Consider the following 26717-nt stretch of genomic DNA (forward strand, 5'->3'; position numbering starts at 1 on the left):
GTTAACGGCCGGCGTTTATTTTTGTTACATTAATTAAAAACGACACATGATGAGAAGTATTATTGTATTGAGTTTAGCGCTGCTGTTGGTGGCGTGTAAGTATGAGAAAGAGTATAGTGGCAATCCTATTGTCGAGGGTTGGTATGCCGATCCAGAAGGGGTTGTCTTCGATGATGAATATTGGATATATCCTACGTTGTCCGATATTCCTTTCGGAGTCGATAGCGCAGATTTTCCCAGATTGCAAAAAGAAACGCGGGCCATTCATCAGGTCTATAATATACAGACTTATATGGATGCTTTTTCATCAAAAGATATGGTTCACTGGACTAAGCATCCCAAAGTGCTGTCTGTTGAGAATATAAAGTGGTTGGAATTTGCCTTATGGGCTCCGTCTATTGTTCGGGCGAATGGCAAATATTATCTGTTTTTCGGAGGGAATGATATCCAGAATGATGAGCAATATGGTGGAATCGGTGTCGCTGTGGCTGATAATCCGGCAGGCCCATTTAAAGATGTTTTGGGGAAACCTTTGATCGATAAGATTGTGAACGGCGCCCAGCCGATCGATCAGTTCGTTTTTAAAGATGACGACGGTAGTTATTATATGTATTATGGAGGCTGGCATCATTGTAATATGGTAAAATTGAGTTCGGATTTATTGAGCCTCGTTCCTTTTGACGATGGTTCGTATTATAAATCTGTTACACCAGAGAACTATGTGGAGGGACCTTTTATGTTGAAACGGAATAACAAATATTATTTTATGTGGTCGGAAGGCAGTTGGGGAGGTTCGGATTATAGCGTGGCTTATGCCATTGCCGATTCTCCGTTCGGCCCTTTCGAGCGTATTGGGAAAATATTGCAACAAGACGAGAGTGTGGGTACAGGTGCGGGACATCATTCGGTCATTCAGATACCGGGGAAAGACGAGTGGTATATTGTTTATCATCGTCACCCTTTGGGCGATACGATTCCAAATCATAGAGAGATTTGTATCGACCGTATGTATTTTGACGAAAATGGTTTTATTAAACCGGTGAAGATGACTTTCGACGGTGTCGGTGTCAATAGGCTTACGGATTAGCGAATAGTATCAGAAATGTATCACCGCCTCAAACAAGAAAATTTTCATTGAGTTGTTTTTCTTGTTTGAGGTGATGTTGTTTTCTACACGTGACTATTTACAGTAAAATATATGGAAAGATATGAGGCAATAACGTTGACCTCGATAGCTTTATTTGAAAGAATCGTTTTTATACTGATTGTCGAGTGGTTCCCCTTGTTATTAATCTTGTTATGTCGCCCCCTTTCTTATGAGAATTGTTAATGCCTTATTAATGTTTTTGATTCGGAAATAAGTATTGCATATGGATAATTAATATTCTATTAATGGTTTCATTAATTACCCCGGCTTACTTTTGTCGCAAAAAATAAAAAAACGATTCCATGAAAAAAGTTTCTTTACTTGTATTTTTATCTGTTTTACTTATATCGTGCGGAGGTAAAGAGGTGCTTTTTACTTCTTTTTCACCGGTTGACTATGTGAATCCGTTAGTGGGAACTCAATCTAAGTTTACCTTGTCTACGGGTAATACCTATCCGGCTGTCGCATTACCGTGGGGAATGAATTTCTGGACACCGCAAACGGGAGATATGGGAAATGGCTGGGCCTATTGTTATACCGACGACAAGATAAAAGGATTTAAGCAGACACATCAGCCCAGTCCGTGGATCAATGATTATGGGCAGTTTGCATTGATGCCGGTGACCGGTGGTAAAAAGTTCCTGCAAAATGAACGAGGAAGCTGGTTTTCTCATAAAGCTGAGACGGCAAGACCTTATTATTATAGTGTGTATTTGGCTGACCATGATGTGAAAACAGAAATTACTCCGACGGAACGTTCTGCTTATTTTAGGTTTACTTTCCCAGAAAGTGAAGAGTCGTATATCGTAGTAGATGCATTCGATAACGGGTCTTTTGTTCAGATAGATGAGGAAAATGGCACGGTAACCGGCTATACGACTAAAAATAGCGGGGGAGTACCGGATAATTTTAGAAATTACTTCGTGATGAAATTTGATAAGCCTTTTGCCTCGGCAGAAGTATGGAGCGGAGATAAAATTATAAAAGGTAAAAGAGAGGTAGAAGATAATCATGTCGGTGCTGTGTTGGGATTCAAGACTTATAAAGGTGAAAAGATTGGTGTAAAGGTAAGTTCTTCTTTTATCAGTGAAGAGCAGGCATGGTTGAATTTAGAAGAACTGGGCAGTAGGAATTTTAACGAGGTAAAAGAGTCTGCTCGAAATGCTTGGAACGATGTAATGAATAGAGTGAGAGTAGAAGAGGGAACTGATGAACAACTACGTACTTTCTACTCTTGCTTGTATCGTTCTTTATTGTTTCCCCGTAAGTTTTATGAAGTAGATAAATATGGAAATATTGTTCATTATAGTCCTTACAACGGAGAAGTGAGGAGAGGATATATGTATACAGATACCGGATTTTGGGACACGTTCCGCGCTTTATTTCCCTTCTTGAACCTCATGTATCCTTCTGTCAACAAAGAAATTCAAGAAGGATTGGCAAACAGTTATGAAGAAAGTGGATTTTTACCCGAATGGGCCAGCCCGGGACACCGTCACTGTATGGTGGGTAATAATTCGGCATCTGTTGTGGCCGATGCTTATTTGAAAGGATGCCAGGCAGAAAAGATCGATCTGTTGTATGAGGCTGTTCTGCACGGAGCGAATCATGTGCATCCCCAAGTTCCTTCGACAGGAAGATTGGGATATGAATATTACAATCAAAAAGGATATGTACCTTATAATGTAGGTATTAACGAGAATGTGGCGCGCACATTGGAATATGCCTATGATGATTGGTGTATTATGAGACTGGCGCAACAATTGAACCGTCCGCAGGAAGAAATCGATCTTTATCGGGAAAGGAGTAAGAACTATCGGTTCGTTTTCGATAAAGAGAACAATCTGATGCGTGGGAAAAACGAAGATGGTACATTCCAGTCTCCTTTCAGTCCGTATAAATGGGGCGATGCTTTTACCGAAGGCAACAGTTGGCATTATACATGGAGCGTGTTTCATGATGTGCAGGGACTTATCGATCTGATGGGAGGGAAGGAGAACTTTGTCTCCATGTTGGATTCTGTTTTTGTGGTTCCTCCTATTTATGACGATAGTTATTACGGGCAGTGCATTCATGAAATAAAGGAAATGCAGATTATGAATATGGGCAATTATGCACATGGCAACCAGCCTATCCAACATATGATTTATCTTTATAATTACGCCGGGCAGCCTTGGAAAGCGCAATATTGGTTAAGGGAAGTGATGGATAAGCTGTATACTCCTTATCCTGATGGCTATTGTGGAGATGAAGATAATGGTCAGACTTCTGCATGGTATATATTTTCTGCGTTGGGCTTTTATCCGGTATGTCCGGGCTCAGGGGAGTATGTGATGGGAGCTCCGCTCTTTAAAAAGGCGATTCTTACGTTGGAAAATGGAAAGCAGATCGTTTTGAATGCTCCCGACAACACGAACGAAAATAGATATATACGTTCTCTGAAAATGAACGGGAAAGAGTATAACCACAATTGGTTGAAACACGAGGAATTGATGGACGGCGCTGTTCTTGATTTCGATATGAGTCATACGCCTAATACAGAGCGCGGAATAAACGATGAAGATTTCCCGTATTCTTTGACTAACGAGGATAAGTAAGAATCAAATAAATCCCATGTACATTCGAGGTGTTCCGGTTCGAATAAACCGGAGGTGACCATGTTTTGACCTCATGAAAACTACTTTTTACTGCTTGATGAAAAGTAAAATCGGTGGAGGTGATCTTGATGACGTGGTATAAAAAGTCTGAAAATTTAAGAGGTGAGTCGCATGATGAAGAGAGTTCTTATCTATGGAGTGCTGTTTTGGGTATTGGGTTGCTATAAGGCAGCCAGTCAAGAGGCGATAGGGCTTTATGACCTGCATTATACTTTGGAAACCGACTTGTCGACACCAAAGGGACGCAATGTCGCTTGGGACGATGTACATGTCGTTTCGGCTTTGCAAGGAATCGTCAATCGGGATGCTCCGCAACTATATGTCTTTTTTGTGGATAGGGATCAATTGGATATTGATAAATATTGGTTGAATAAGTATCGTAGGAAAGGTCAGTGGTTGTATCAAAAGGAAACGGTGACGTATAATACCATTGAAGACTTGGTGTCGGCTTACGCCGGATACATAAAGGGGGTGGTACTTTATGATGAGAGAGTTCCGTCCACAAGCAATGTCGCTTCTGCCGTTGCGGGTGCGGAAGACCTTTTGCCGATCCGTTATGATCTTGATTCCGAGAGTTTGTATAGCCGCTTAGTTTTGGGTGGTCCCCGATTGAAAGTAAAGCGTAGATTGATCAATGAAGATGGAAGTGTTATGTTTACGGGATCGGGGGTGATTCCGGGGACGAATCGAAACAGCACAGGCTCTATAAAAAACGATCCGTACATTTGGTATATAGAGAATTATATGAAAACTGGCAAGTGTAACACGGAATATGCCGCTTATTATCTGGATCAATATTGGAAACAAAATCCCGGTGCTACGGTACGGAATCATCATACGCTTTCTAATCATGATTTTTTCATTAGCAAGCGAGCTTTCTTTTTCGATTTATCACCGTGGGGAGACGAACCGGCAACAGACGAACCGACTCAAAAGGTAGGGACTGATTTGGCTACCCTTAAAGAAATGCTATTGTTGGCATACCAACAGAATAAAGGTGAAAAGTACTGCTATATAGGAGGGTTCCCCTCATGGGCATTTAAATACACGAAGCATGCCGGTGGTATCCACGACGATGTTCCTACGGAGTGGGAGTTTTTACGTCTTATCAGCGCTTACAACGCTTTTAAAGATGCCGATGCAATTGCAATCGGAGCGTTGGCAAATGCCTCTTTTTGGCAGCATTTCCCTTTGGAGGAACGGTATTCGCAACCGTGGGTTACTCATGAAGAGTTGAAGCAAAGAGGATTGTTGACCGAAGACGGTAAAGTCGACGTGAAAGGAAGGAACTTTCTGATATTTTATGTGGGGGATTATGATGCGTCATCGTGGGTGAGCCAATTTACCTCACTTACTTGGGACGACCCCAATAGAGGAAAAGTCCCGATGATGTGGGCCATAAGTCCGGTATTACAGGAGCGCGTGCCTCATGTGTTACATAATTTTAGAAAAACGGCTACTAAGAATGATTATTTTGTCGCATCGGATAATGGAGCCGGATATTTGAGCCCCGGAATGTTACAAGAACCCAGACCTATTTCGGGATTACCTTCTGGATTACAATCGTGGGCGGAGCACTGCAAGCCCTATTATGAGAAATGGGGATTGAGCATTACCGGCTTTATTGTCGACGGTTATGCTCCCGGTTTGAATTGGGAAGGAATGGAATGTTATCGATCGTTTAGTCCCAATGGAATCGTTCCTCAGAAACTATCTTCGTGGAGTATGCTTTTTGGAAATATGCCTGTGTTGAGGGCCGATTACGATATCAATGATGTCGAGCCCAAAGATGCTGCGGTGGCTATCGTCAATAGAATAAGGGAGAGAGAGGGGTTGCCTTTTCATTGGTTTAGAAATATAATAAAATCTCCCACGTGGTATGTAGAGGTAGTCGAGGAACTGAAAAAAATAGATGATAGTATCTGTTTGTTGGATGCCCCGTCTTTTTTTGAGCTTTTGCGGATTTATTTGAAGGAAACTGCTCCTTTTGCCGGTGGTACGGGGAGTAGGGAAGATCCGTTTCTTATTTCTACTCCGCAACAGTTCGACCATATAAGGGAGTATAGAGGCCAATGCTTTCGATTGATTAACGACCTCGATTTTTCTGATTATGTCAGAGAAGATGGCCAAAGTTGGTGGCCTTTGGGCGAATGGGGAAGTGGAGATAATGCTATGGAGCGTTTTCGTGGCTTTTTTGATGGAGGTGGATATTCGATTAGGAATTTGTCGGTGGAACGAAAAGCTCATGACCTGAGTATTTTTGGTGTGACAGAAGGTGCAGAGATTATCAACTTGAAAGTTGAAAATTGCAGCATCATTGGAGAGGGGCGTTTAGGCGTTCTGACAGGCGCTACCTTTTCTACAAAGATAGAACAGGTCGATATACTCGATAGCCAATGCGAAAACCGATTATCGGATCATGGGTCGAATGCCGGAGGTTTGACAGGTCCACTTTACCGGTCGGTGGTAAAAAACTGTTCTGTGAAGGGTGGAAATGTTTATGCGAAGGATTGTGCGGGTGGTATATCCAGTTCCATGAGTGAAGATAGCGAAATCATCGATTGTTACTCGACTTGTCGGATAGAAGGAATTACGAATGTCGGAGGAATAACGGGAAAAGTGAATTGAAAAATGATGCCTCTCGAATATTAATGTTTTGTTAATGTTTCGGTAGTAAAAAATCTACTTTATGTATGCTTGAATCGTGGATTCTTAATGTATTATTAATGTTTTTGTTAATATTATAATCTTACTTTTGTCTCACACACATAAAATGCTGTAATGAAAAAAGAACCTTTAATTGTATTCATTTCTATTTTATTTTTACTTGTATCGTGTAGAGTAAAAGACGAAAATATCGAATCGGCGATATTTGCTCCGGTAAATTATGTGGACCCGTATATAGGAACCGGCGGACATGGTCATACGTTTTTAGGAGTCGCTGCTCCATTCGGAGCCGTGCAGATCGGTCCTAACAATATAAATAAAGGGTGGGATTGGTGTTCGGGTTATCATTACTCCGATTCGATTGTAATAGGATTTTCACATTTGCATCTCAATGGAACCGGTTGTAGCGACACGGGCGATTTGTTATTTATGCCATATACGGGGAAAATGCGTACGCAGCCGGGAACCCAAGATAATCCCTTATCGGGTTATGCTTCTTATTATTCTAAGAGCGATGAAACGGCTTTACCCGGATATTATGGAGTAGTATTGAAAACTCATCGTACAAAAGTAGAATTGACGGCGTCGGACCGAGTTGCCTTTCACAGATACACTTTCCCGAAGAATGTCGAAAAGTATGTGATGATTAATTTAAAGGATGCCAATGGTGACGATCGTCCTACCGATACATATCTGGAACAAGTGAACGATACTACTGTCAGTGGTTATCGTTGTTCCTCTGGTTGGTCGAAGCAACAGCAAATCTATTTTACGGCTGTTTTCTCCGAACCGATACGTTTAGCTTTGTTTCACGATTCGATACCGGTACAAGGAAATGTTTTACAAGGCATCGACGTGAAGGGAAATGTAATTGTCGCATCTGATGTCGAGAAACTTGATGTGAAAGTGGGAATATCGCCGGTGAGTATGGAAAATGCGGCGGCTAATATTCGACAAGAAATCGCCGATTGGAATTTTGAACGGGTTGTAGATGAGACGACTGCCAAATGGAATGCCGAATTGTCCAAACTGCAAGTATCGACTACGGATACAGTAGCCAAACGTATTTTTTATACAGCTTTATATCATGCGTTTATACAACCGGCTATGTTCAATGATTGTAACAAGGAATATAGAGGTACAGACAAAAATGTGTATGGAGATCCGGGTTTCACCAATTATACCGTATTCTCATTGTGGGACACGTATCGTGCGGCTCACCCATTATATACGTTGGTGCAGCCGGAGCGTGTTCCCGATTTTATTAATTCGATGTTGGCTATTTATGAGCAACAAGGACGTTTGCCGGTTTGGCATTTGTATGGCTCGGACACGAATGAAATGATAGGTATTCAGTCGGTTCCTGTTATAGCGGATGCTATATTGAAAAATATGAAAGGTTTTAATTACGAACGGGCTTATCAAGCAATGAAGGCTTCAATGATGTCTGATTATAAGGGATTATCGTATGTGACAAAACTTGAATATATTCCGGCAGATAAAGAGAAGGAATCGGTAGCTAAGGGATTGGAATATGCCATTGCAGATTGGGGAGTGGCACAAGTGGCTCGAAAGCTGGGTAAGGTAGATGACTATGAATATTTTTCGAAGAGAGCTTTGGCATATCAAAAATATTGGGACAAGGACACCCGCTTTTTCAGAGGAAAAAATCAAGATGGTTCTTGGCTTACTCCGTTTAATCCTGTTCATTCAACTCATCGGAACGATGCTTATTGCGAAGGAAATGGTTGGCAATATACATGGTTAGTCCCTCATGATGTGGAAGGTCTCATTTCTTTGTTGGGTGGTGATGACGCTTTTGTTTCGAAATTAGATAGTTTGTTTTCGGTTAATGCCGATTTGGGCGATGCGGCATCTCCTGATATTTCCGGTCTGATAGGGCAATATGCACATGGCAATGAACCCGGACATCATACCGTATATCTTTATTCGTATGCTGGGTTGCAGTGGAAAACGGCGGAGAAAGTCGATTATATATTGTCACAAATGTATCATGATTCACCCGACGGGTTACAGGGTAACGAGGATTGCGGGCAGATGTCTTCGTGGTATGTGTTTTCGTCCTTAGGTTTTTATCCGGTCAATCCTTCTAATGGAATCTATGTTTTCGGAAGACCGATTTTTGATAAGGTCGCTTTGAAATTGCCAGAAAATAAGGTGTTTGAAATAAGGACGGTCAATAATTCAAGAGAGAACAAATATATTCAGTCGGTTCAGTTGAACGGTCGACCGTATGATAAGTCTTACATCTCTCATGCCGATATAGTGAATGGGGGAACATTGGTTATTACAATGGGAAATAAACCGAATAAGGATTTTGGGGCGAATATGGATTGTCGTCCGAAATCCGCTATTAAATAAAGTGTTATTAATAATTTAAAGTTTTAATGTCATGGAAAAGAATGATTACAAAAAGATTGTAGCATCTTGTTTTTGCAGCATGATGCTGGTTTCGAGTGTTTGGGCACAGGAAAGTGATTTGTATGCCGGGGGTACTGGGTCAAAGTCAGATCCCTATTTGATTGAGACGGAAGCTCAGTTCGATGCTGTACGCGAGAATCGGGGCTCCTATTTTAAATTGATGGCCGATTTGGATTTTGCTTCTTATGAAAAAGAAGGCGGTTGGTGGCCGTTAGGAGAATGGGGAAGCGGAGATGGTTCGGACCAACGTTTTAGCGGTACGTTTGATGGTAATGGGCATAAGATTTCCAATTTGATGGCTAAGCATGGAGATGATACCGGTGCGCATGATATGAGTGTTTTCGGCGTTGTTGACGGTGGTACGATTAGAAATTTATTGCTTGATAATGTGACTGTCATTGGTGGCGGGCGTTTAGGTATCTTGACGGGATTAACTCGTAATGCTACGATTGAGCAAGTGGGAGTTATCAACAGTTCTTGTTCGAACATTGGAACAGGTTCTAATTCCAGCGGCCTCGTTGGGCCTTGTGCCGGTACTACTGTAATCACAGACTGTTATACGGCCGATTGTAATGTAATGGCTAAGTCTACTGATGGTGAGACCGGGGATGCCGTAGGTGGAATCGTTAGTTCTGGAAATGCCACAGTGATGTATTGTTATTCGACTTCTACTATCGAAGGTAAAACCAATGTCGGTGGTATTGTCGGTGCTAATGATGGTGGCGCGGTTATTTCCTGTTTGTCTTTGAACAAGGATATTATAGGCGAAGTCGAAGTGACACATCGTGTTGTAGGAAAGAGAAACGGTGGAGATGTTTCTGATAATTATGCGCACTCTTCGGTTTTATTGAATGGTCAAGCCGTAACAGAGGGAACGGGAATCGATACCGATAATGGAGAAACGGTAGAGGAACTGACCGAATCGTTTTATGCAGACGATATGGGTTGGGATTTTGATGAAATATGGACAATAGATCCCACTATCTCTCCTTATCCGGTATTTAAATGGCAAACAAGCACAAGTGGAGTTACAAATGTCGAAAAAGCCGCTTATAACGTTTATGTGACTACCGACGGTATCCGAGCAGAAGGTTTGAATGGAAATGAAATGATCTATGTCTATACGACGAATGGTGTGTTGGTGGCTAAACAAATAGCTGAAAATACAATAGAGAATATTTCTTTGACCGGAAAAGGTATCTATGTAGTCAATATCGTTTCAACCGGAGCTTCCCAAGCATTTAAGGTTGTAAAATAAAAAATCAAATAGGAGAGGATTCGCTTAGTCGGTCCTCTCCTTTCCTATCTTTTTTAAATTCTAAAATTGCAATTGCTTGTTAAGGAAATGGTTGAATAACAATAATCTAACAGGACGCATGAAAAAAAACAATTTCTTTTATATGGAAAAGGCGGTTTCAATGCTTTCCCATTATTCTCATTCATTCCTATTTTTATTTTTTGTTGTGGTAGGCTGCGCTACGGTTTTAGCAGAAAATGATCAACAGCAGAAAATTTCAGGGGTAGTGAGGGATCAGTCCGGGGAACCTTTACCCGGGGTTAATGTCGTAGTGGTGGGAACTAATACCGGTACGATGTCGAATATAGACGGTATTTTCAATTTGAATGTATCCGGTGACAAATTGGACAAAGCGGAATTGAAATTCTCATTGATCGGCTTTGCTTCGAAAAATGTTGCCTTGAAGGGAAAAACCGTAGTGAATGTGACTTTAAGTGAAGATGATCAGATATTAGATGAAGTAGTGGTCGTAGGTTACGGCACACAGAAAAAAGCTACTTTAACAGGAGCAGTCAGTACGATAGGAACAGATGAACTGACCGTTACACCCACTTCGAATGTCCAAAATATGTTGGCCGGTAAATTGCCGGGTGTGCGTATTCAACAACGTACGGGAGAGCCGGGTAGTTATGATGCCAAGATGGATATCCGTGGATTGGGTACTCCTTTGGTCGTTATTGATGGTGTCGTAAGAGAGGTGTCAGATTTCCAGCGGTTGGAAGCTAACGATATCGAGAGCGTGTCTGTATTGAAAGACGCATCTGCCGCTATTTATGGTATGCGTGCATCGAATGGCGTGTTATTGGTGACGACTCGTAAGGGTGAGAGCGGTAAGACCCGAATTGATTATACCGGAAGTTTCGGTTTCCAGAATCCGTCGGGCTTGCCTGATGTTTTGGATGCTGCTCAATATGCCGAGCTTGTTCGTGAAGCTGATAAAAATATGGGTAGAGGTATTAATACCACTTTCACGGAAGAAGATGTAGCTCGTTTCCGCCGGGAGGGAGGAACCGACTGGTATGATTTGGCTATGAAAAATTTGGTCCCTCAAACCCATCACAATGTAACGGCCAGCGGAAGCGGGAAGCGTACACAATATTTCCTTTCTTTTGGTTACTATGGCGAAGACGGTATTTGGAAAACCGGCGATTTAAATTACCATCGTTATAATATCCGTTCCAATTTGAGTTTCGATGTTACAAAAGATTTGAAAGCCGAATTGTTGATCGGTGCGATGTCCGATGAAAAGAATCAACCTTATAAAGATACTTGGGAACAGTTCAAAGCTATTTGGATGCTTAAACCTACGGAAACTCCGTATGCCAATAATAATGAGAGTTTTCCTAATGACGTGATGTATGGTTTGAATCCGCTTATGATTACCGATGCCGATCAATCCGGTTATAAGCGTAGGATAAACCGAACCTTGAATACTACATTTACATTGACTTATAAAGCTCCTTTTTTGAAAGGATTAAGTGCTAAGTTTTTGTATGCTTATGATTATAAGAACTATCAACAGAAAGAATTTCAAAAACAATATACATTATATAAATACGATAGGGAGAAAGATGTTTATAATTCTCAGATATATTCATCGCCTTCTTCTATTTACAGAAAATCATGGGAGGGAGCACAGAATCAATTACAGGCTTCTTTGAACTATGAGCGTCTTTTTGCAGAGAAACATAACTTGAAAGTCTTGTTTTTGTACGAACAAAGTGCAAAGGAAGAGGATAACTTGTGGGCAAAAAGAAACTTCGAGATGGATGCCGTAGACGAGATTTTTGCAGGCTCCGAAGAAGAGCAAATCGGTAATGCCGATGCTGGCCAGATTTATCGTGTAACGAATATGGGTCTAGTCGGACGTGTCAATTACGATTATCAATCCAAATATTTGGCAGAAGTTAGCTTCCGTTATGACGGTTCTTCCAAGTTTGCCAAAGGACATCGTTGGGGATTTTTCCCATCGGCCTCTGTCGGATATAGAATTTCGGAAGAGAGCTTTATCAAAGAATTTGCTCCGCTGTCCTTTATTACGAATTGGAAGTTAAGAGCATCTTATGGAGCTATGGGTGACGATGGTTCCTCGTCCTATCAATATTTGTCGGGATATGATTATCCGGGCGCCAGTTATGTATTCGGCGATGTTGTCTATAAAGGATTGGGTTTCAGAGGTCTACCGAATGAACTGATAACTTGGTATAAGTCGAAGACCTTGAACGTGGGAACCGATCTTGATCTTTGGAATGGTATGCTGTCTGCACAGGTAGATTTCTTTTGGAGATACAGAGATGGTCTGTTAGGAAAGAGAAGTGGTGAAGTTCCCGGTACTATAGGTGCTGAATTGCCGGAAGAAAATTTGAATCAAGATTTGTATAAAGGTTTTGAAATCGTATTGGGACATCGCAATAAGATTAATGATTTCAACTATTCGGTAAGTTTGAATTTTGCATTGACTCGTCGTCAGAACAGACATTTGGAGGAAGGGGATGCAGTGAATTCCTATGATAGATGGAGAAATAAATATTCAAACCGATATTCCGATATGGGGTGGGCTTATGGCTCAAACGGACAATTTACTTCGATGGAGGATATTTGGCGGTCGCCTATTCAAGACGGTCAGGGTGGTGCTACCCAGTTGCCGGGTGACTGGAAATATGAAGACTGGAATGGCGACGGAATCATCGATGACAATGATGTTTATCCGAACGTGTACGAGCACACCAATGATAACGGAAATCCCAAAATGACATTCGGTGCTACTATCGCTGCCGAGTGGAAAGGGTTTGATGTGAACCTGTTGTTCCAAGGCGGTGGTGGATTCAATGTGATCTATTTCGAGCAATTGCAATACCCGTTGTGTTTCGGTGGAAACGGTTTGGCTCATTTTTATGACAGATATCGTCAGGACGAAAATGGGAACTGGATTCCCGGAAAATGGCCTACGACCCGTGATGCCGGATCTTATAGCGTGAATTATGCAAGATGTAAACAGACGACATACGATGCTTCTTATTTACGGTTGAAAAGCGTGGAAATTGGCTATACAATACCCCAGCATATCACTCGTAAATTCAAAGTGGATCGTTTGAGGATATTTGCAAATGGCTATAATTTATTTACGCTATCTAATTTGGATTTCGTCGATCCCGAGCATCCGGAAGGGAATTATGGATACCTGTATCCGATTATGAGAAACTTTAACTTTGGATTGAATTTATCATTCTAATTTGAAATACGATGAGAATAAATAAGATATTAGTATCGGCATTGGTGATGGCCCTATCGTTTTATTCGTGTGATTACTTAGATGTGCCGCCCATTAATATTATACAAGATGATGCGATTTTTAATTCAGAATCGGGTATAACGTCTTATATGACGACTCTTTACTATGACTTACCCATAGAGGACTTTCGCTATACACAACAAGGATTCAATGTATCGGGTAAAGGGCAAGGTCGTTTACCGAATGTATCGGGTGAGGCTATGTGTAGTTCCAGCGATGATATTTCGACCATCGGTGATGGAACTTGGTGGGGCTGTTGGGATTATGGAAAAATTCGTCGGGTGAATTACTTTTTGAAAAATTTCCCGGCCTATAAATCCAATTTCCAGAATACGGTTCTTGCTGATGCATGGATGGGAGAGGCTCATTTTATCCGGGCTTACTGCTATTTTGCAATGGTGAAAAGATATGGTGGTGTACCTATATTGAGAGAACCGCAAGAGTATGTAGGCGATATTGAATCGCTGAAAGTACCGAGAGATACGGAAAAGGCCTGCTATGATTTTATTGCGGAAGATTTAGACGAGGCTTTCCGTCTGTTGCCCGATAATGAGGAGATTTTGGGAAAAGGACGTGCCACCAAATATGCTGCTTTGGCATTGAAGTCTCGCGCTATGCTGTATGCCGGTAGTATCGCGCGTTATGGAACCGTTGATTTGAATGGTTTGGTCGGTATCGATAAGGCTTTGGCAAACGATTATTTCGAATTAGCTTATAAAGCTGTAAAGGAACTTGAAAAATCGAAGAGATTTTCGTTGTATAGGAAGAACTCGGATAAAGAGAAGAATTTTGCCGAGCTGTTCCTTGCCGAGGACAGCCCAGAGAATATTTTCTGTAAATATTTCCAACGCAATGTAAACGCACATGGCTGGGATGTTTATTTCGTTCCTTACCAATACCGTGGAAACGGTTTTTCTTCCAATATGAACCCTACATTGGAATTTGTTGAAATGTTTGAACACAAAGACGGTACTCCTGCAAATTTCGCAGAAAGAGCGAAGAACACTTATTTCGATGATCCTTCGGAGCTGTTTCAAAATATGGATGCCCGTTTTGGCGGTTCGATCATTTATCCGAATGCTATTTTCAAGGGAGAGCCTTGTTCTATACAAAAGGGATTGATCATAGAAGATGGCAGCAAGAAGGAAAATGCCACGAATTATGAGGAGGCTGTTTATACGGCCAATGACGGACAGGTTTATCATATTGTAGGGAAAAGCGGAAGTGGAAATTATTCGGGTAATATGACTGGTTTCTTTATGCGCAAGTACTTGAACGAGAATATGCCGCAATCAGAAGTCATCGAAAATTATTCGGAACAACATTGGATTGAGTTCAGATATGCAGAAGCTCTCTTGAATGGAGCCGAAGCGGCGGTAGAAATGGGGCAGCATTTGGACGATGCCTTGCTTTGGATAAATGATATCCGCAGTCGTGCAGATATTAAGCAACTTTCTTTAAGCGACTTGACCGTAGATAAGGTTAGACACGAACGCAGAATCGAGCTGGCTTTTGAAAATCACACGTATTGGGATTTGAGACGTTGGAGAATTGCCGATAAAGAAATCGAGACCAAGCAGTATACGGGTTTGTGTCCATATTTCGATATTAACAAACAGAAGTATATATTCGAGGAAGTCGCTGCCAATAAATACTATTATACATTCGATGTAAAAATGTATTATGAGAGAATTCCTGATGGGGAAATTGCCAAGAATGAGAAATTGAAACAAAATCCGTATTATAATTAAAAGCGTAATAAAATATGAAAAGGTTATATTATATATTTGGTTTGTCGGCATTGCTTCTCTCGTCCTGCAACTATTTTGAATATGACAATTATGAAGCTCCGAATTCCGGTTTGGAAGGGACTGTTGTCGACCGTAAGACCAACGAGCCTTTGCAGGCAGAAGCGGCAAATAGCTATAAAGTCGAATATTATGAGTTAAGTTGGGAAGAGGCGGGACACGCCAATACCCAGTCCCGATTCTTTTGGGGGAAAGCCGATGGCACTTTTTTGAATACGAAAATTTTTGCCGGGAAATATCGGATTACTTTGAAAGAAGGCGCATTTTACGCTCCCGAACCGGAAGTCGTGTATTTGAAAGAGAATCGTTTGACCCGATTGGATTATTCCGTTATACCTTATGCTCGTGTGAATATAGATGAAATCACATTGACCGGTAGCAAACAGAATAATTTGGAGATCAAATATACGATTGAAGATACAGAGAAGGAAGTCAATACGGAAGGTTTGGACGAGGGGTTGTATACTTTGAGCGAAGCCCAAGTTTTTATTTCCAGCAAATCTCCTAATGTGGGAGTGAATAATTCGGAAACCAAGTATACGATAAGAGCTAAAAAGGAATTTGAACGTGGCGATTATGAACCCGGAGTACCTTTCCAAGTGGTAGAAAAGAATGTAAGAAATTTGGATCCGGGGAAATATTGGGTGCGTATTGGAGTCCGTACCGCTAATCCTCAAAAACGATATAATTTTAGTACGATAAAAGAAATTGTTGTTCCGGTATAAACTGCTGAAAAATAAAATTATAAAATATGAATGTAAAGTATGCTATAATATTGGCATCTGGTTTGAGCAGCACTGTGGCAGTCATGTCACAGGCTGCTCCTTTAACGAATGGGGATATCGATTCTCCTTCACAGGATGCTATGATTCTGCCTATGGAAGAATCGAAGGTGTCGGTCGTTTATGACCCCAAGACCTCGGTGGTTTTTACAGATGAGGGAATAAAAGGGACAAGCGATGGTTTGACATTGGATTTGGGAGAGATCGATTTCGGTTCGGGGGACTATGCTCGTGTTTGGGTTGAGATGGCAAATGTTATGAAACCGACGGAGCAGACCGGATTCGATTTTTATTTAGATGACATGCTTTTGGAACCTAAGACCGATTTTACAATTGCACAGGAACTTCCCCATCTCGATTCTTATGAATCCGATAAACAACCTCAGGAAGGTCTTTTTTTCAAAAATCAGAATGTGCCTTTAAGCCAGATTTCGGTAATTGATGTTAGGGGTGATGACAGTTATGGTAAAATAACGGCGGCCGTTGCTCAGGGCGTGTTGAACCAGAGCAATGCGGAGGTTTACTTGGTGTATGAAGATCATCACCAGACACAGTTCGAAGACGTTTATGGGAAACAGGGGGAAACGTGGAACCTCTTACGGGGAAATTATTCGGAAGAAAAATATGCGGGATTAGCTACGTTGGTCGATAAGTATAAAGATCGTTTTAAAAAGATGGTCCTTTGGGATCCTGATAAGGAATGGACTTGGTGCTTGGCACAAATGATTTGTGCACAGCAAAAAGGGATTCCGGTTACTAAGGAGATAAAGGAATTTTTTAACAATGAACTGGATTGGAATATAGAATGTGAAGACATTTCGAATAATTGGGCCACTAAATTGGAGGCCTATCAGTGGGCTATCGATAACTTGGCCGACGGATGTCATAAGTCTCTGAGCTTTTCTGCCGGTTTGCGTAGTGACTATGTTTCCAACCCGTGGAAGATATATGATTATGCAGCAGCCTCCAAAGGGTTTGTATTTTTTTTAAGCGACTCGGATCCCGATGAATTTGCCATGATTCAGAAGATTTGTGATAAAATGGACTATCAACCGGGTTCTTCCACAATGGGTTATGGGGCAGGAAAAGACGGGGATGCTCTGAATAATGCAACCAATCCGTATAATGTAGGTTTTATGGTTAGTGATTATTACGCAAACGGAAGTTTTTGGTGCTCGTTCCCGAGGAAAGCTTTCCAACAGCGTAAGGGTCAAGCCATAGAGGCATTGCCCGGCAAAATCTATGTGAGTCTTATATGGAGCGATGGAGATAACGTACAATTCGACTCCAATCAAATGTACAATATGTTTAAGAATGCTCCGGGTAGGGGAAAGGTTCCGGTAGGTATGACAATGGCTGCATCTTTGCAAGAGTTAAATCCCGTTTTGTTGGAGTATTTTTATAAAAATCTGACTCCCAATGATGAATTAGTCGCCGGTCCCTCTGGATTCCAGTTTATCTATGGCGATAAATACAATGAAAATAATTATGAAAAATGGCTGGAAACCAATCAAAAATGGTTGGAAACGGCCGGCTTCCATACTGCTTGCCTGTGGAATACAACTAATAAAGAACGTTTTGGAAGATATATGCAGACTTGTGGTTTGCAGGGCGTTTTTGATGGTTTTGAAAATAATAAGGAACGTTATGAGGTTGGTAAAGACGGCGAAGGTGTTGTCTGTATTCTACAAGGAGCTCATTGTTGGGAAGAGGGAGATGTGTATAAAGATTTGATAAGTGTAAAACCCAACGGGCAAAAGCCTGTTTTTCGGAATGTTTATCTGATTGCGGCCAGTTACGGCGGAGTAGGAGGATATGAACGGTTGATTCGTGAATTACAGCGTGTCGAAAGTTATTTGCCGAATACGTATGAGTTTTTATTGCCCATGGATCTTTGTGCTACGTTAAAAGAGTATATTGAAAAGAATGGAGGAAATGGGCATGAATAAATTCTTTCTGTTTTTACTTCTGTCGTTCCTTGTTGCCGCAAAGCCTGCATATGCCGGGGATATTCGTATTCCGGCCAAAGGAGGAGGCCTTTATCAAGTTGTTATCGTCGATAAGGGTACAGAAGGCGCTAAGTATGATGGAAAGACCGAGTCTATAATTAATACGAGTTCGGGAACGAGGATACGTATCAGAGATATTGATTTCGGGGATGCAAGGCATGGTTTGTATAACCGGTTTATGGTGGAATACACGCACCCCGGAGATTGCGAGGACGGCTTCTTTGATATTTATATAGAAGATACGGCGGTCCCTGTGGCATCGATTCCTGTGGAACAGACGAAAGAGGGAGAGTATAAAGAAGCGTCGGCTCCGTTAAGTGTAAACATTACTGGTTCTCATGCCGTATATGTCCGGTGGAGAAACCATTCGGCCTGTCTGAAAACGTTCGGGGCAAATGAATTGGTCCCTTTTGCCAGCGTAGAACTGATTCGTACAGGGTCTTTAACGAAGTATGAATTTGGCAAAGGAACTTTGGGAGAACTATCCGGTAAGCATCGTTTGAAAATGGTCTGGCGCGGGAATAGTGCGAACGTGGCTAATGTTTATCTGGATAAGAGTGATGTAGTTTCCGTGATGGATATAGAGGAGGAAAAACTGATTGTCGTTGGGGGTAAATTGGGTTTTAGAATTAATTCTGCGACACCTATAAGAAATGTCGAGGTTTATTCTCCCGAAGGATTGAAAGTGAAAGAATTGAGGCTTTCCGATTGTTCGGCATTCGTATCGGTCGCTCCCGGATTTTACATTGTCAGGATAACAAGAGGGAATGGTGGTGCGGTCGTGAAGAAAATATTAGTAACAGAATGACCAAACAAAAAACAGGATTATGAAACGAGGTATTTTATTTTTGCTATTAACTACTTTTTGGGGTGTCTTTGTGGAAGCCGGGAATAACAAGGAAGTCCCCGTTTCTAATTTGAGAGTTCCGGCCTATCCTTTGGTTACCATCGATCCTTACATTTCGGCGTGGTCACATACCGATAAGCTGTATGAAGATGAGGTTCGGCATTGGACAGGAACAGAACATTCTTTGACGGGCGTTTTAAGGGTCGATGGTAAATGCTATCGGTTTATGGGAAAAGGCGAACAGGCTTTGACGTCAATTTTGAAAGATGCCCGAGACGAGGAATGGACAGCCAAATATACGAATACAATGCCTTATGCCGATTGGTATACAAAAGAGTATAATGATACGGAATGGCAGGAAGGTGCGGGGGCATTCGGGAGCGTCGATATGCCTCATGTTAAAACCGAGTGGAATCAGGGGGATATTTGGATACGTAGGAAGTTTTCGATCGAAGATAAGAATATCTCGAAGAAACGGTTATATCTTGTTTATTCGCACGATGATGTTTTTGAACTGTATCTGAATGGGCAGATGTTAGTAAGCACGGGATACAAGTGGAGGAATTATGTCGTGCAACCGTTGGAGGCAGAGCAAGTGAAATCGCTAACCGCAGAAAATAATCTCATTGCAGCCCATTGTCACAATACGAAGGGAGGAGCTTATGTCGATTTCGGCCTATTTACCGATGATGAAATGGAGTCTTTTTTCGGTACGGAAGCCGAACAGATAAAGGTAAGCGTATTACCTACCCAGACCTATTATTCTTTTTATTGTGGTCCTGTCCAATTGGACTTGAAATTTACGAGTCCATTGGTCTTGAATGATTTGGATTTATTGAGTAGCCCGGTTAATTATATTAGTTATGAAGTCCGGTCATTGGATAAACGCGCTCACGATGTGCAGATTTATTTTTCTGCGACTCCCCGATGGGCGGTTAACAGTTTGGATCAAGAAGTAAGTGTAGAAAACTATCGATCTTCCGACATTCATATTCTGAAAACGGGGACATTAGAGCAGAATGTTTTAGGTAAAAGCGGTGATATTATTTGTATCGATTGGGGATACTTTTATCTGGCCGGTAACCTATCTGAATCTTCTGATATGTCTGTGGGAACTCCCCGCTCTATTCAAGAGAGTTTTGCAGGAAAAGGAATACTGCTGGATACAAAAATATCTCGGACATCGGTACGTTTGGATAAGGAAGAAATTCTTTTAGCGTATAGCGAAAATCTGGGCAATGTGAGAGAACGGAAATCCGAAGGATATTTGATGATCGGTTATGACGATATTGCCTCTGTACAATATTTCGGGAAAAATCTGAAAGCGTATTGGAAGAAAAAATATCCGACGATGGAAGCCGCATTGGCCGATGCCCGAAAGAATTATAAAAAAACCATGCAGCGATGTGACGAGTGGGATTATAAGGTTATGAAAGACGCTGTTGAAGCCGGAGGACAGCAGTATGCCGAACTTTGTGCAGCCTCTTATCGCCAAGCTATATCGGCTCATAAACTGGTTTGTGGCCCCGCCGGTGAGTTGTTCTTTTTTTCTAAGGAAAATAACAGCAACGGGTCTATCGGTACGGTTGATGTGACATATCCTTCTTGTCCTATTTTTATTCGGTATAATACAGAAATAATGAAAGCTATGCTGGATTTCATTTTCGATTATAGCGAGTCGGGCCGTTGGAAAAAGCCTTTTGCCGCACACGATGTCGGTACATATCCTTTGGCAAATGGGCAAACTTATCAGGGAGATATGCCTGTGGAAGAAACGGGGAATATGTTGATTATGACGACTGCGATCGCTATTGCCGATGGGAATGCAGACTATGCGGCAAAACATTGGGAAATCTTGACGGCTTGGAGCAATTATTTGGCCGAGGCAGGTATGGATCCTGAAAATCAGTTGTGCACCGAAGATTTTGCGGGACATTTGGCGCACAATGCCAATCTTTCGGCCAAAGCCATTATGGCGATTGCCGGTTATGGTCGCTTGGCCGAAATGTTGAATAAGCCGGAGGAGGCCAAGAAATTTACCGAAATGGCTAAAAGAATGGCCATTGAGTGGGAACGGAGAGCCGATGACGGAGATCATTATCGGTTGGCCTTCGATATGCCGGGTACTTGGAGCCAGAAGTATAATTTTGTATGGGATAAAGTTTTGGGCCTTAATATATTGCCAGACCGTATAATGAAAAAGGAAGTCACTTTCTATCTGAAAACCCAGAACAAATACGGGTTGCCTTTGGACAATCGCTTTACATGGGGTAAAACTGACGATACCGTATGGAGTGCCACAATGGCCGACTCGGAAGGTGATTTTCAAGAGTTGATACGACCGATTTGGAAATATGTAAATGAGACTTCTTCGAGAGTCCCTTTGGGCGATTGGTATGAAACATTGAATGCCGACTATATAAACTTTCGGGCGCGTTCGGTGGTCGGAGGTGTCTTTATGAAATCATTGGATCATTATCTTAGAAATAAAAGGAAATAGATTGTGGAAAAGTGGATCAAAAAAATAATGCAATTTGGAGGTTTATTCCTCTTTATGTCCTGCAATCAGCCCGTCGATGTAGTAACGATCGATTTGTCAAGGGAAGAGGCCGAGATACCTCCCTCCTTGTATGGTATCTTTTTTGAAGAGATTACTCATTCTGGCGATGGCGGTTTATATGCAGAAATGATAAGAAATCGTGGCTTTGAAGATGGTACTTTACCTTCCGGCACGGTGTTGAAAGATGGAAAGGCAGTTGCCAAACCTTTGCATTGCTATTCCAATGATTCCATTAACCATTTTAGTATCGCTTGGAACGATTCGCTTTTTATGGAAAGCTGGGAAGTGAAGTGTGTTTCCGATACGAGGCCTCCTTTTTATGAGATAACCGAGGTTAAGCCACTGAATAACGCTACTCCCCATGCCTTATTTATCGATTTGGGTGCGTCCGCATCCGATGTATGGGTTGTGAATGACGGTTACTGGGGAATAGCCGTTACAGAGGGACAAAGGTATAATTTCCAATTTTATCTGTTTACGGAAGAATTGAAGAATACGGTAGTGACGGCGGCCTTGCTGGATTGCGAAGAACAGATAGTTGTTTCTAAGAATTTCCAGATAGAACGTGATGGTTCGTGGAATCATTATGAGGGAGCTTTTACAGTCGACACGACAGCGAATGATCTTCGTTTTGCTTTGCTGTTACCTCATAAAGGGAAAGTATATATCGATTTTGTATCCATGTTTCCCGAGAACACTTTTTGCGGACATAAAAATGGTTTGAGAGAAGATGTTGCCGGGATGCTTCGAGACTTGCGACCCGATTTTGTTCGTTGGCCGGGCGGATGCATAGTCGAAGGGTTAACTATGGATAACCGTATCAAATGGAAAGAAACGATAGGTGATATTGTGAAACGCCCCGGAGAATATAATTTGTGGGGATATCGTAGTACCTATGGATTCGGTTATCATGAATTCTTACAATTTTGTGAAGATATTGATGCCGATGGTCTGTTCGTTTGTAATGCCGGTATGTCTTGCCTGTTTCGGAATGGTGACTATTGGGAAGAAGAGAATCGGATTGATAATTTGATTCAAGATGCTTTGGATGCTGTCGAGTATGCGTTGGGCGATACGACCACCGTTTACGGAAAGAGAAGAGCGGAGAATGGTCATGCAGCCCCTTTCCCTCTCAAATACGTAGAGGTGGGAAACGAAAATGTAGGGCTTCGTTACGTGAAAAACTATAATCGTTTTTATAAAGCCATCAAAGAAAAATATCCTCAGATAGAGGTCGTATGTGCTCTCATGTTCAGCCCTTATATTCAAGAGGCGGAGAAAATAGATATCTTGGATCCCCATTATTATGAGACGGCTGGTTGGTTCTATAATAATGCAGATGTTTATGATAAGTTGCCCGATGATATTCCGTATAAAATCTATGTGGGGGAATATGCGGCTATCGGCAGACCCTCTCTCTATTCGTCTTTGGCAGAGGCTGCTTATCTGACGGGGGTTGAAAGGAATGCGGATAAAGTTCAAATGGTATCTTATGCTCCGTTGATAGAGAATGCGGCTCACGGAAAAGATCATTTGTTAGTGCTGAAAAATGATTCAGTTTATGGCCGTACGAATTACTATGTGTTAAAAATGTTCTCGGAGAATCGCCCTGATGTGAATTTACACACAGATTTAAAACCTGCTTCTCCTGAGCCGGTATTCCGCACAAATGGATTTATCGGATTGGGTACGAATAATACGGAAGCTCAATTTAAAGATTTGAAAGTCATTGTAAATGGCGAAGAAATATATACTTCGGGGTGGAGTGATTTCGTGGATAAATGGACTATAATTCGCGGCGATTGGAAAATGGAAGGAAATCTTTTGTCTCAGAGCCAGAAAGGAATAGATGCTTTGGCTATCCTTGAAGATAGGGAGTTTGATGATTGTACGATTGAGTTGAAGGCCAAAAAAATTTCTGGAACAGAAGGATTCAGAATTGTGTTTGGCGGCACGGATTCGAATAATTATTTTATGGCGGACATAGGAAGCCACACTAATGAGTCTGTTATTTTTCGAGAGGTGAATAATGAAGGTCCTATTTCGTTATTTGATTATCGAAATACGGCATCTATTAAGACTGATCAATGGTATACGGTGAGAATCGAAATCGAGGGTGCTCATTGGAAATGTTTTCTTAACGATGAGCTACAATATGAATATACTTATGCTCCTAAGAAAAAACATTATGTCGTATCGGGTTATGACAGAGAGCGAAAAGAAGTTATTGTTAAATTGGTAAATGCCGAGGCCGGTAACTGGAAAGTCAGGTTACAATTGGATAAGGCGAAAAATCTGGCATCGAAAGGAACTAAAATTGTATTAGGTGCAGACGACAGATTTGATGAAAATAGTTTCAGCGATCCTTTGAAAATTGTTCCGAACGTCACCGAGTTATCGGGAATTAGCAGTGAATTTACTATTGATTGTCAGGCCAATTCGCTGACTGTATTGAGAATACCGTGTGAAAAATAATAGATAACAAAAATAAAACATAGAAAAATGATAAATAGATATTTAAAAATCGTAGCTGTATTATTGTTGATGATATATACGGCTTTTGCCAATGCGGAAATCGGTATTTATGATCTACGTTATACACTCAATACCGACTTGAATACCAAAGAAGGACTCGATGTAGCTTGGGACGATGTTCATGCGGTCTCTACTTTGCAAGGAGTGGTAAACAGGGATGCTCCCCGGTTGTATGTTTACTTTGTAATGGAGGGTAATCACGATATCGATGGTTATTGGTGGAATAAATATCGTCAGAAAGGTGAATGGTTGTATGGACGTGAGACACGGACATACCAGACAATGGAGGATTTATTCACGGCATATGCTCCTTATATAGAGGGGGTAGTCGTTTATGATGGAAACATCGCCTCTACCAGTAATGTGGCATCCTCGGTAGCAGGAATTGAAAATTTGGTGGCTATTCGTTATGATGAAACTCCGGGAAGTTTGTATGATCGTCTTGTATTGCACGGGCCTAAATTGCCGGTAAAAAGATGGTTGTTGAACCCTGATGGCACTTCTATGTTTACCGGTAAGAAAGGGACAAAGATTCCGGGAACGGAACGCTACTCTACCGGATCCTTGAAGAACGATCCTTATGTTTGGTTTATAGAGAAGTATATGAAAACCGGAAAGTGCAATACGGAGTTTGCCGCTTATTACATTGATCAGTATTGGAAGCAGAAACCTTTTGCCACCGTAAGGAATCACCACACTTTGTGCAACCACGATTTTTTTGTAAGTAAAGGAGCCTTTTTCTTCGATTTATCTCCGTGGGGAGATGAACCGGCCACTGATGATCCTACCCAAGCTGTTGGCACTGATTTGAATACACTGAAAGAAATGTTGCTGTTGGCTTATCGGCAAAATAACAATGAAAAGATGTGCTACATAGGAGGTTTTCCTGCGTGGGCTTATAAATACACAATGCATGCTTCTGGTAGCCACGATGATGTGCCTACGGAATGGGAGTTCAGCCGTATCATCAGTGCATACAATGCTTTTAAGGATGCAGATGCTATTGGCTATGGCGCATTGGCGAATGCCTCTTTTTGGCAACATTTCCCTACCAAAAAGCAATATACTCAAAATTGGATTTCTCATAAAGAATTAAGAGAAAGAGGGTTGTTGACGGCTGACGGTAAAGTAAATGTAGATGGCAGGAATTTTATTATTTTTTATGTCGGCGATTATGATGCTTCCGCATGGATATCACAAAGAACACCTTCTATATGGGACGACCCGAACCGTGGAAAATTGCCTCTGATGTGGTGTATCAGTCCCGTATTGGCTGAGCGCGTGCCCCATATTATGCATAACTTCCGCACAACGGCCACTGAAAATGATTATTTCGCTGCGGCCGATAATGGAGCGGGATATATCATGCCTGGTATGTTGCAAGAACCGCGAGAGTCTGGGCTTCCGTCCGGTTTGGAAACATGGGGTAAGCACTGTAAAAAGTATTATAAGAAATGGGGATTGTCGATTACCGGTTTTGTTATTGACGGACATGCCCCGGGATTGAATAAAGAGGGTTTGGACTGTTATGCTTCTTTTAGCCCGAATGGTATTGTGCCTCAGAAGATTGCAACCGCCCTGTTACATGGCAATATGCCTGTAATACGAGCCGATTTGGACATCAATGACGGTGACCCGAAAGTTGCCGCCAAAAGAATCGTGGAACGTGTAAAAGAGCGTTCTGCATTACCGTTCCATTGGTTTCGTAATATTCTGAAACAACCTACTTGGTATTGTGAGGTGATGAATGAGGTGAAAGCGCAAGATGATAGTATTGTATTGTTAGATGCACCTGCATTTTTCGAATTGTTGCGTATCTATTTGAAAGAACATGGTTCGGTGATAGAATAAGAGCTGTTTGAATTTGTCTTAGAGTAATATAGAAAGATTGTATATGTGAGAGATTTTCGTGGCTTCTGCTGTGCCGGACAGATATAGAAAGTGAGATAAAAAGCTATGGGTAAGCAAAAAGCGAGGGCACTTTTCAACCCGTCAATTCTCTGTTTTTTCGACAGAGAGGAAGAATGTCGCCCGACAAAACCTTATACCATTGACTTGTACTTCCCTACTTTATTATATTTGAATCGGTCTATATCTCAAAATATTTCGTATTTTTGTATCCGTGGGATGCAAAAACAGGGGTGTTTGGACATCAAGATGCCGACTTTGTGTTTTTATTCCCTATTATAGTTTAATTGAACTGTAAAATTTATGAGCATATTAAAAGAGGGAAAGCCGGTGGGATTAGCATGCGATCATGCTGGTTATGAGATGAAACAGATTGTTATGCGGGAACTTGATGTTCGAGGTATCGCATATAAGGATTTCGGGACATATTCGACAGATAGTTGCGACTATCCCGATTTCGCACATCCTTTGGCTTTGGCTGTGGAAGCGGGTGAATGTTATCCGGGTATCGCTATTTGCGGTAGTGGGAATGGTATAAATATGACCCTGAACAAACATCAGGGAATCCGTGCGGCATTGTGCTGGACGACTGAGATTGCAGCATTGGCTCGTCAACATAATGATGCTAACGTGTTAGTTATGCCCGGCCGATTTATTTCGGGAGAACTTTGCCGAGAGATAGTCGACGTATTTTTGAATACCGGTTTCGAGGGCGGCCGCCATCAAAGGAGAATCGACAAAATACCCGCTGGCCGTTAGTTTGGGA

14 protein-coding genes are annotated in these 26717 nt (G+C 41.7%); all 14 read left to right on the forward strand.

The window, feature by feature from the left end:
• Positions 1-46: 46 nt before the first annotated feature.
• Entirely contained in the window at positions 47-1087 is a 1041-nt protein-coding gene (locus tag QVD32_RS00400) for a glycoside hydrolase family 43 protein (protein ID WP_118686936.1), read from the forward strand.
• A gap of 362 nt (positions 1088-1449) precedes the next feature.
• Entirely contained in the window at positions 1450-3744 is a 2295-nt protein-coding gene (locus QVD32_RS00405; RefSeq protein WP_118686935.1) for a GH92 family glycosyl hydrolase, read from the forward strand.
• Between the two features lie 171 nt (positions 3745-3915).
• On the forward strand, positions 3916-6432 hold the full coding sequence (locus QVD32_RS00410) for a GxGYxYP domain-containing protein (protein WP_118686934.1): 2517 nt from the start codon (positions 3916-3918) through the stop codon (positions 6430-6432).
• A gap of 153 nt (positions 6433-6585) precedes the next feature.
• On the forward strand, positions 6586-8853 hold the full coding sequence (locus QVD32_RS00415; protein WP_118686933.1) for a GH92 family glycosyl hydrolase: 2268 nt from the start codon (positions 6586-6588) through the stop codon (positions 8851-8853).
• Positions 8854-8884: 31 nt separating this feature from the next.
• Entirely contained in the window at positions 8885-10171 is a 1287-nt protein-coding gene (locus QVD32_RS00420; RefSeq protein WP_008862687.1) for a T9SS type A sorting domain-containing protein, read from the forward strand.
• Between the two features lie 142 nt (positions 10172-10313).
• On the forward strand, positions 10314-13442 hold the full coding sequence (locus QVD32_RS00425) for a SusC/RagA family TonB-linked outer membrane protein (protein ID WP_229033606.1): 3129 nt from the start codon (positions 10314-10316) through the stop codon (positions 13440-13442).
• Positions 13443-13453: 11 nt separating this feature from the next.
• Positions 13454-15253: a RagB/SusD family nutrient uptake outer membrane protein gene (locus tag QVD32_RS00430; protein ID WP_118686932.1), complete on the forward strand. Its 1800-nt coding sequence runs from the start codon at positions 13454-13456 to the stop codon at positions 15251-15253.
• A 14-nt stretch (positions 15254-15267) separates the two neighbouring features.
• Entirely contained in the window at positions 15268-16035 is a 768-nt protein-coding gene (locus QVD32_RS00435; RefSeq protein ID WP_021891476.1) for a DUF3823 domain-containing protein, read from the forward strand.
• 26 nt (positions 16036-16061) lie between these two features.
• Positions 16062-18041 (forward strand): GxGYxYP domain-containing protein, encoded by a 1980-nt coding sequence (locus QVD32_RS00440; RefSeq protein ID WP_021891475.1) that lies wholly within the window; start codon positions 16062-16064, stop codon positions 18039-18041.
• Entirely contained in the window at positions 18034-18909 is an 876-nt protein-coding gene (locus QVD32_RS00445; RefSeq protein WP_229033607.1) for a hypothetical protein, read from the forward strand. Before QVD32_RS00440 ends, QVD32_RS00445 begins: the two co-directional genes overlap by 8 nt.
• Positions 18910-18928: 19 nt before the next feature.
• On the forward strand, positions 18929-21448 hold the full coding sequence (locus QVD32_RS00450) for a glutaminase family protein (RefSeq protein WP_021891473.1): 2520 nt from the start codon (positions 18929-18931) through the stop codon (positions 21446-21448).
• A 54-nt stretch (positions 21449-21502) separates the two neighbouring features.
• The gene (locus QVD32_RS00455; RefSeq protein ID WP_229033613.1) at positions 21503-23983 is read left to right on the forward strand and encodes an alpha-L-arabinofuranosidase family protein; all 2481 of its coding nucleotides are present in this window, start codon (positions 21503-21505) and stop codon (positions 23981-23983) included.
• A 27-nt stretch (positions 23984-24010) separates the two neighbouring features.
• On the forward strand, positions 24011-25894 hold the full coding sequence (locus QVD32_RS00460) for a GxGYxYP domain-containing protein (protein WP_021891472.1): 1884 nt from the start codon (positions 24011-24013) through the stop codon (positions 25892-25894).
• Positions 25895-26254: 360 nt separating this feature from the next.
• Positions 26255-26710 (forward strand): ribose 5-phosphate isomerase B, encoded by a 456-nt coding sequence (gene rpiB, locus QVD32_RS00465; protein ID WP_021891470.1) that lies wholly within the window; start codon positions 26255-26257, stop codon positions 26708-26710.
• Positions 26711-26717: the final 7 nt, after the last annotated feature.

The organism is Barnesiella sp. (assembly GCF_022723415.1).
Classification (GTDB): Bacteria; Bacteroidota; Bacteroidia; order Bacteroidales; family Barnesiellaceae; genus Barnesiella; species Barnesiella intestinihominis.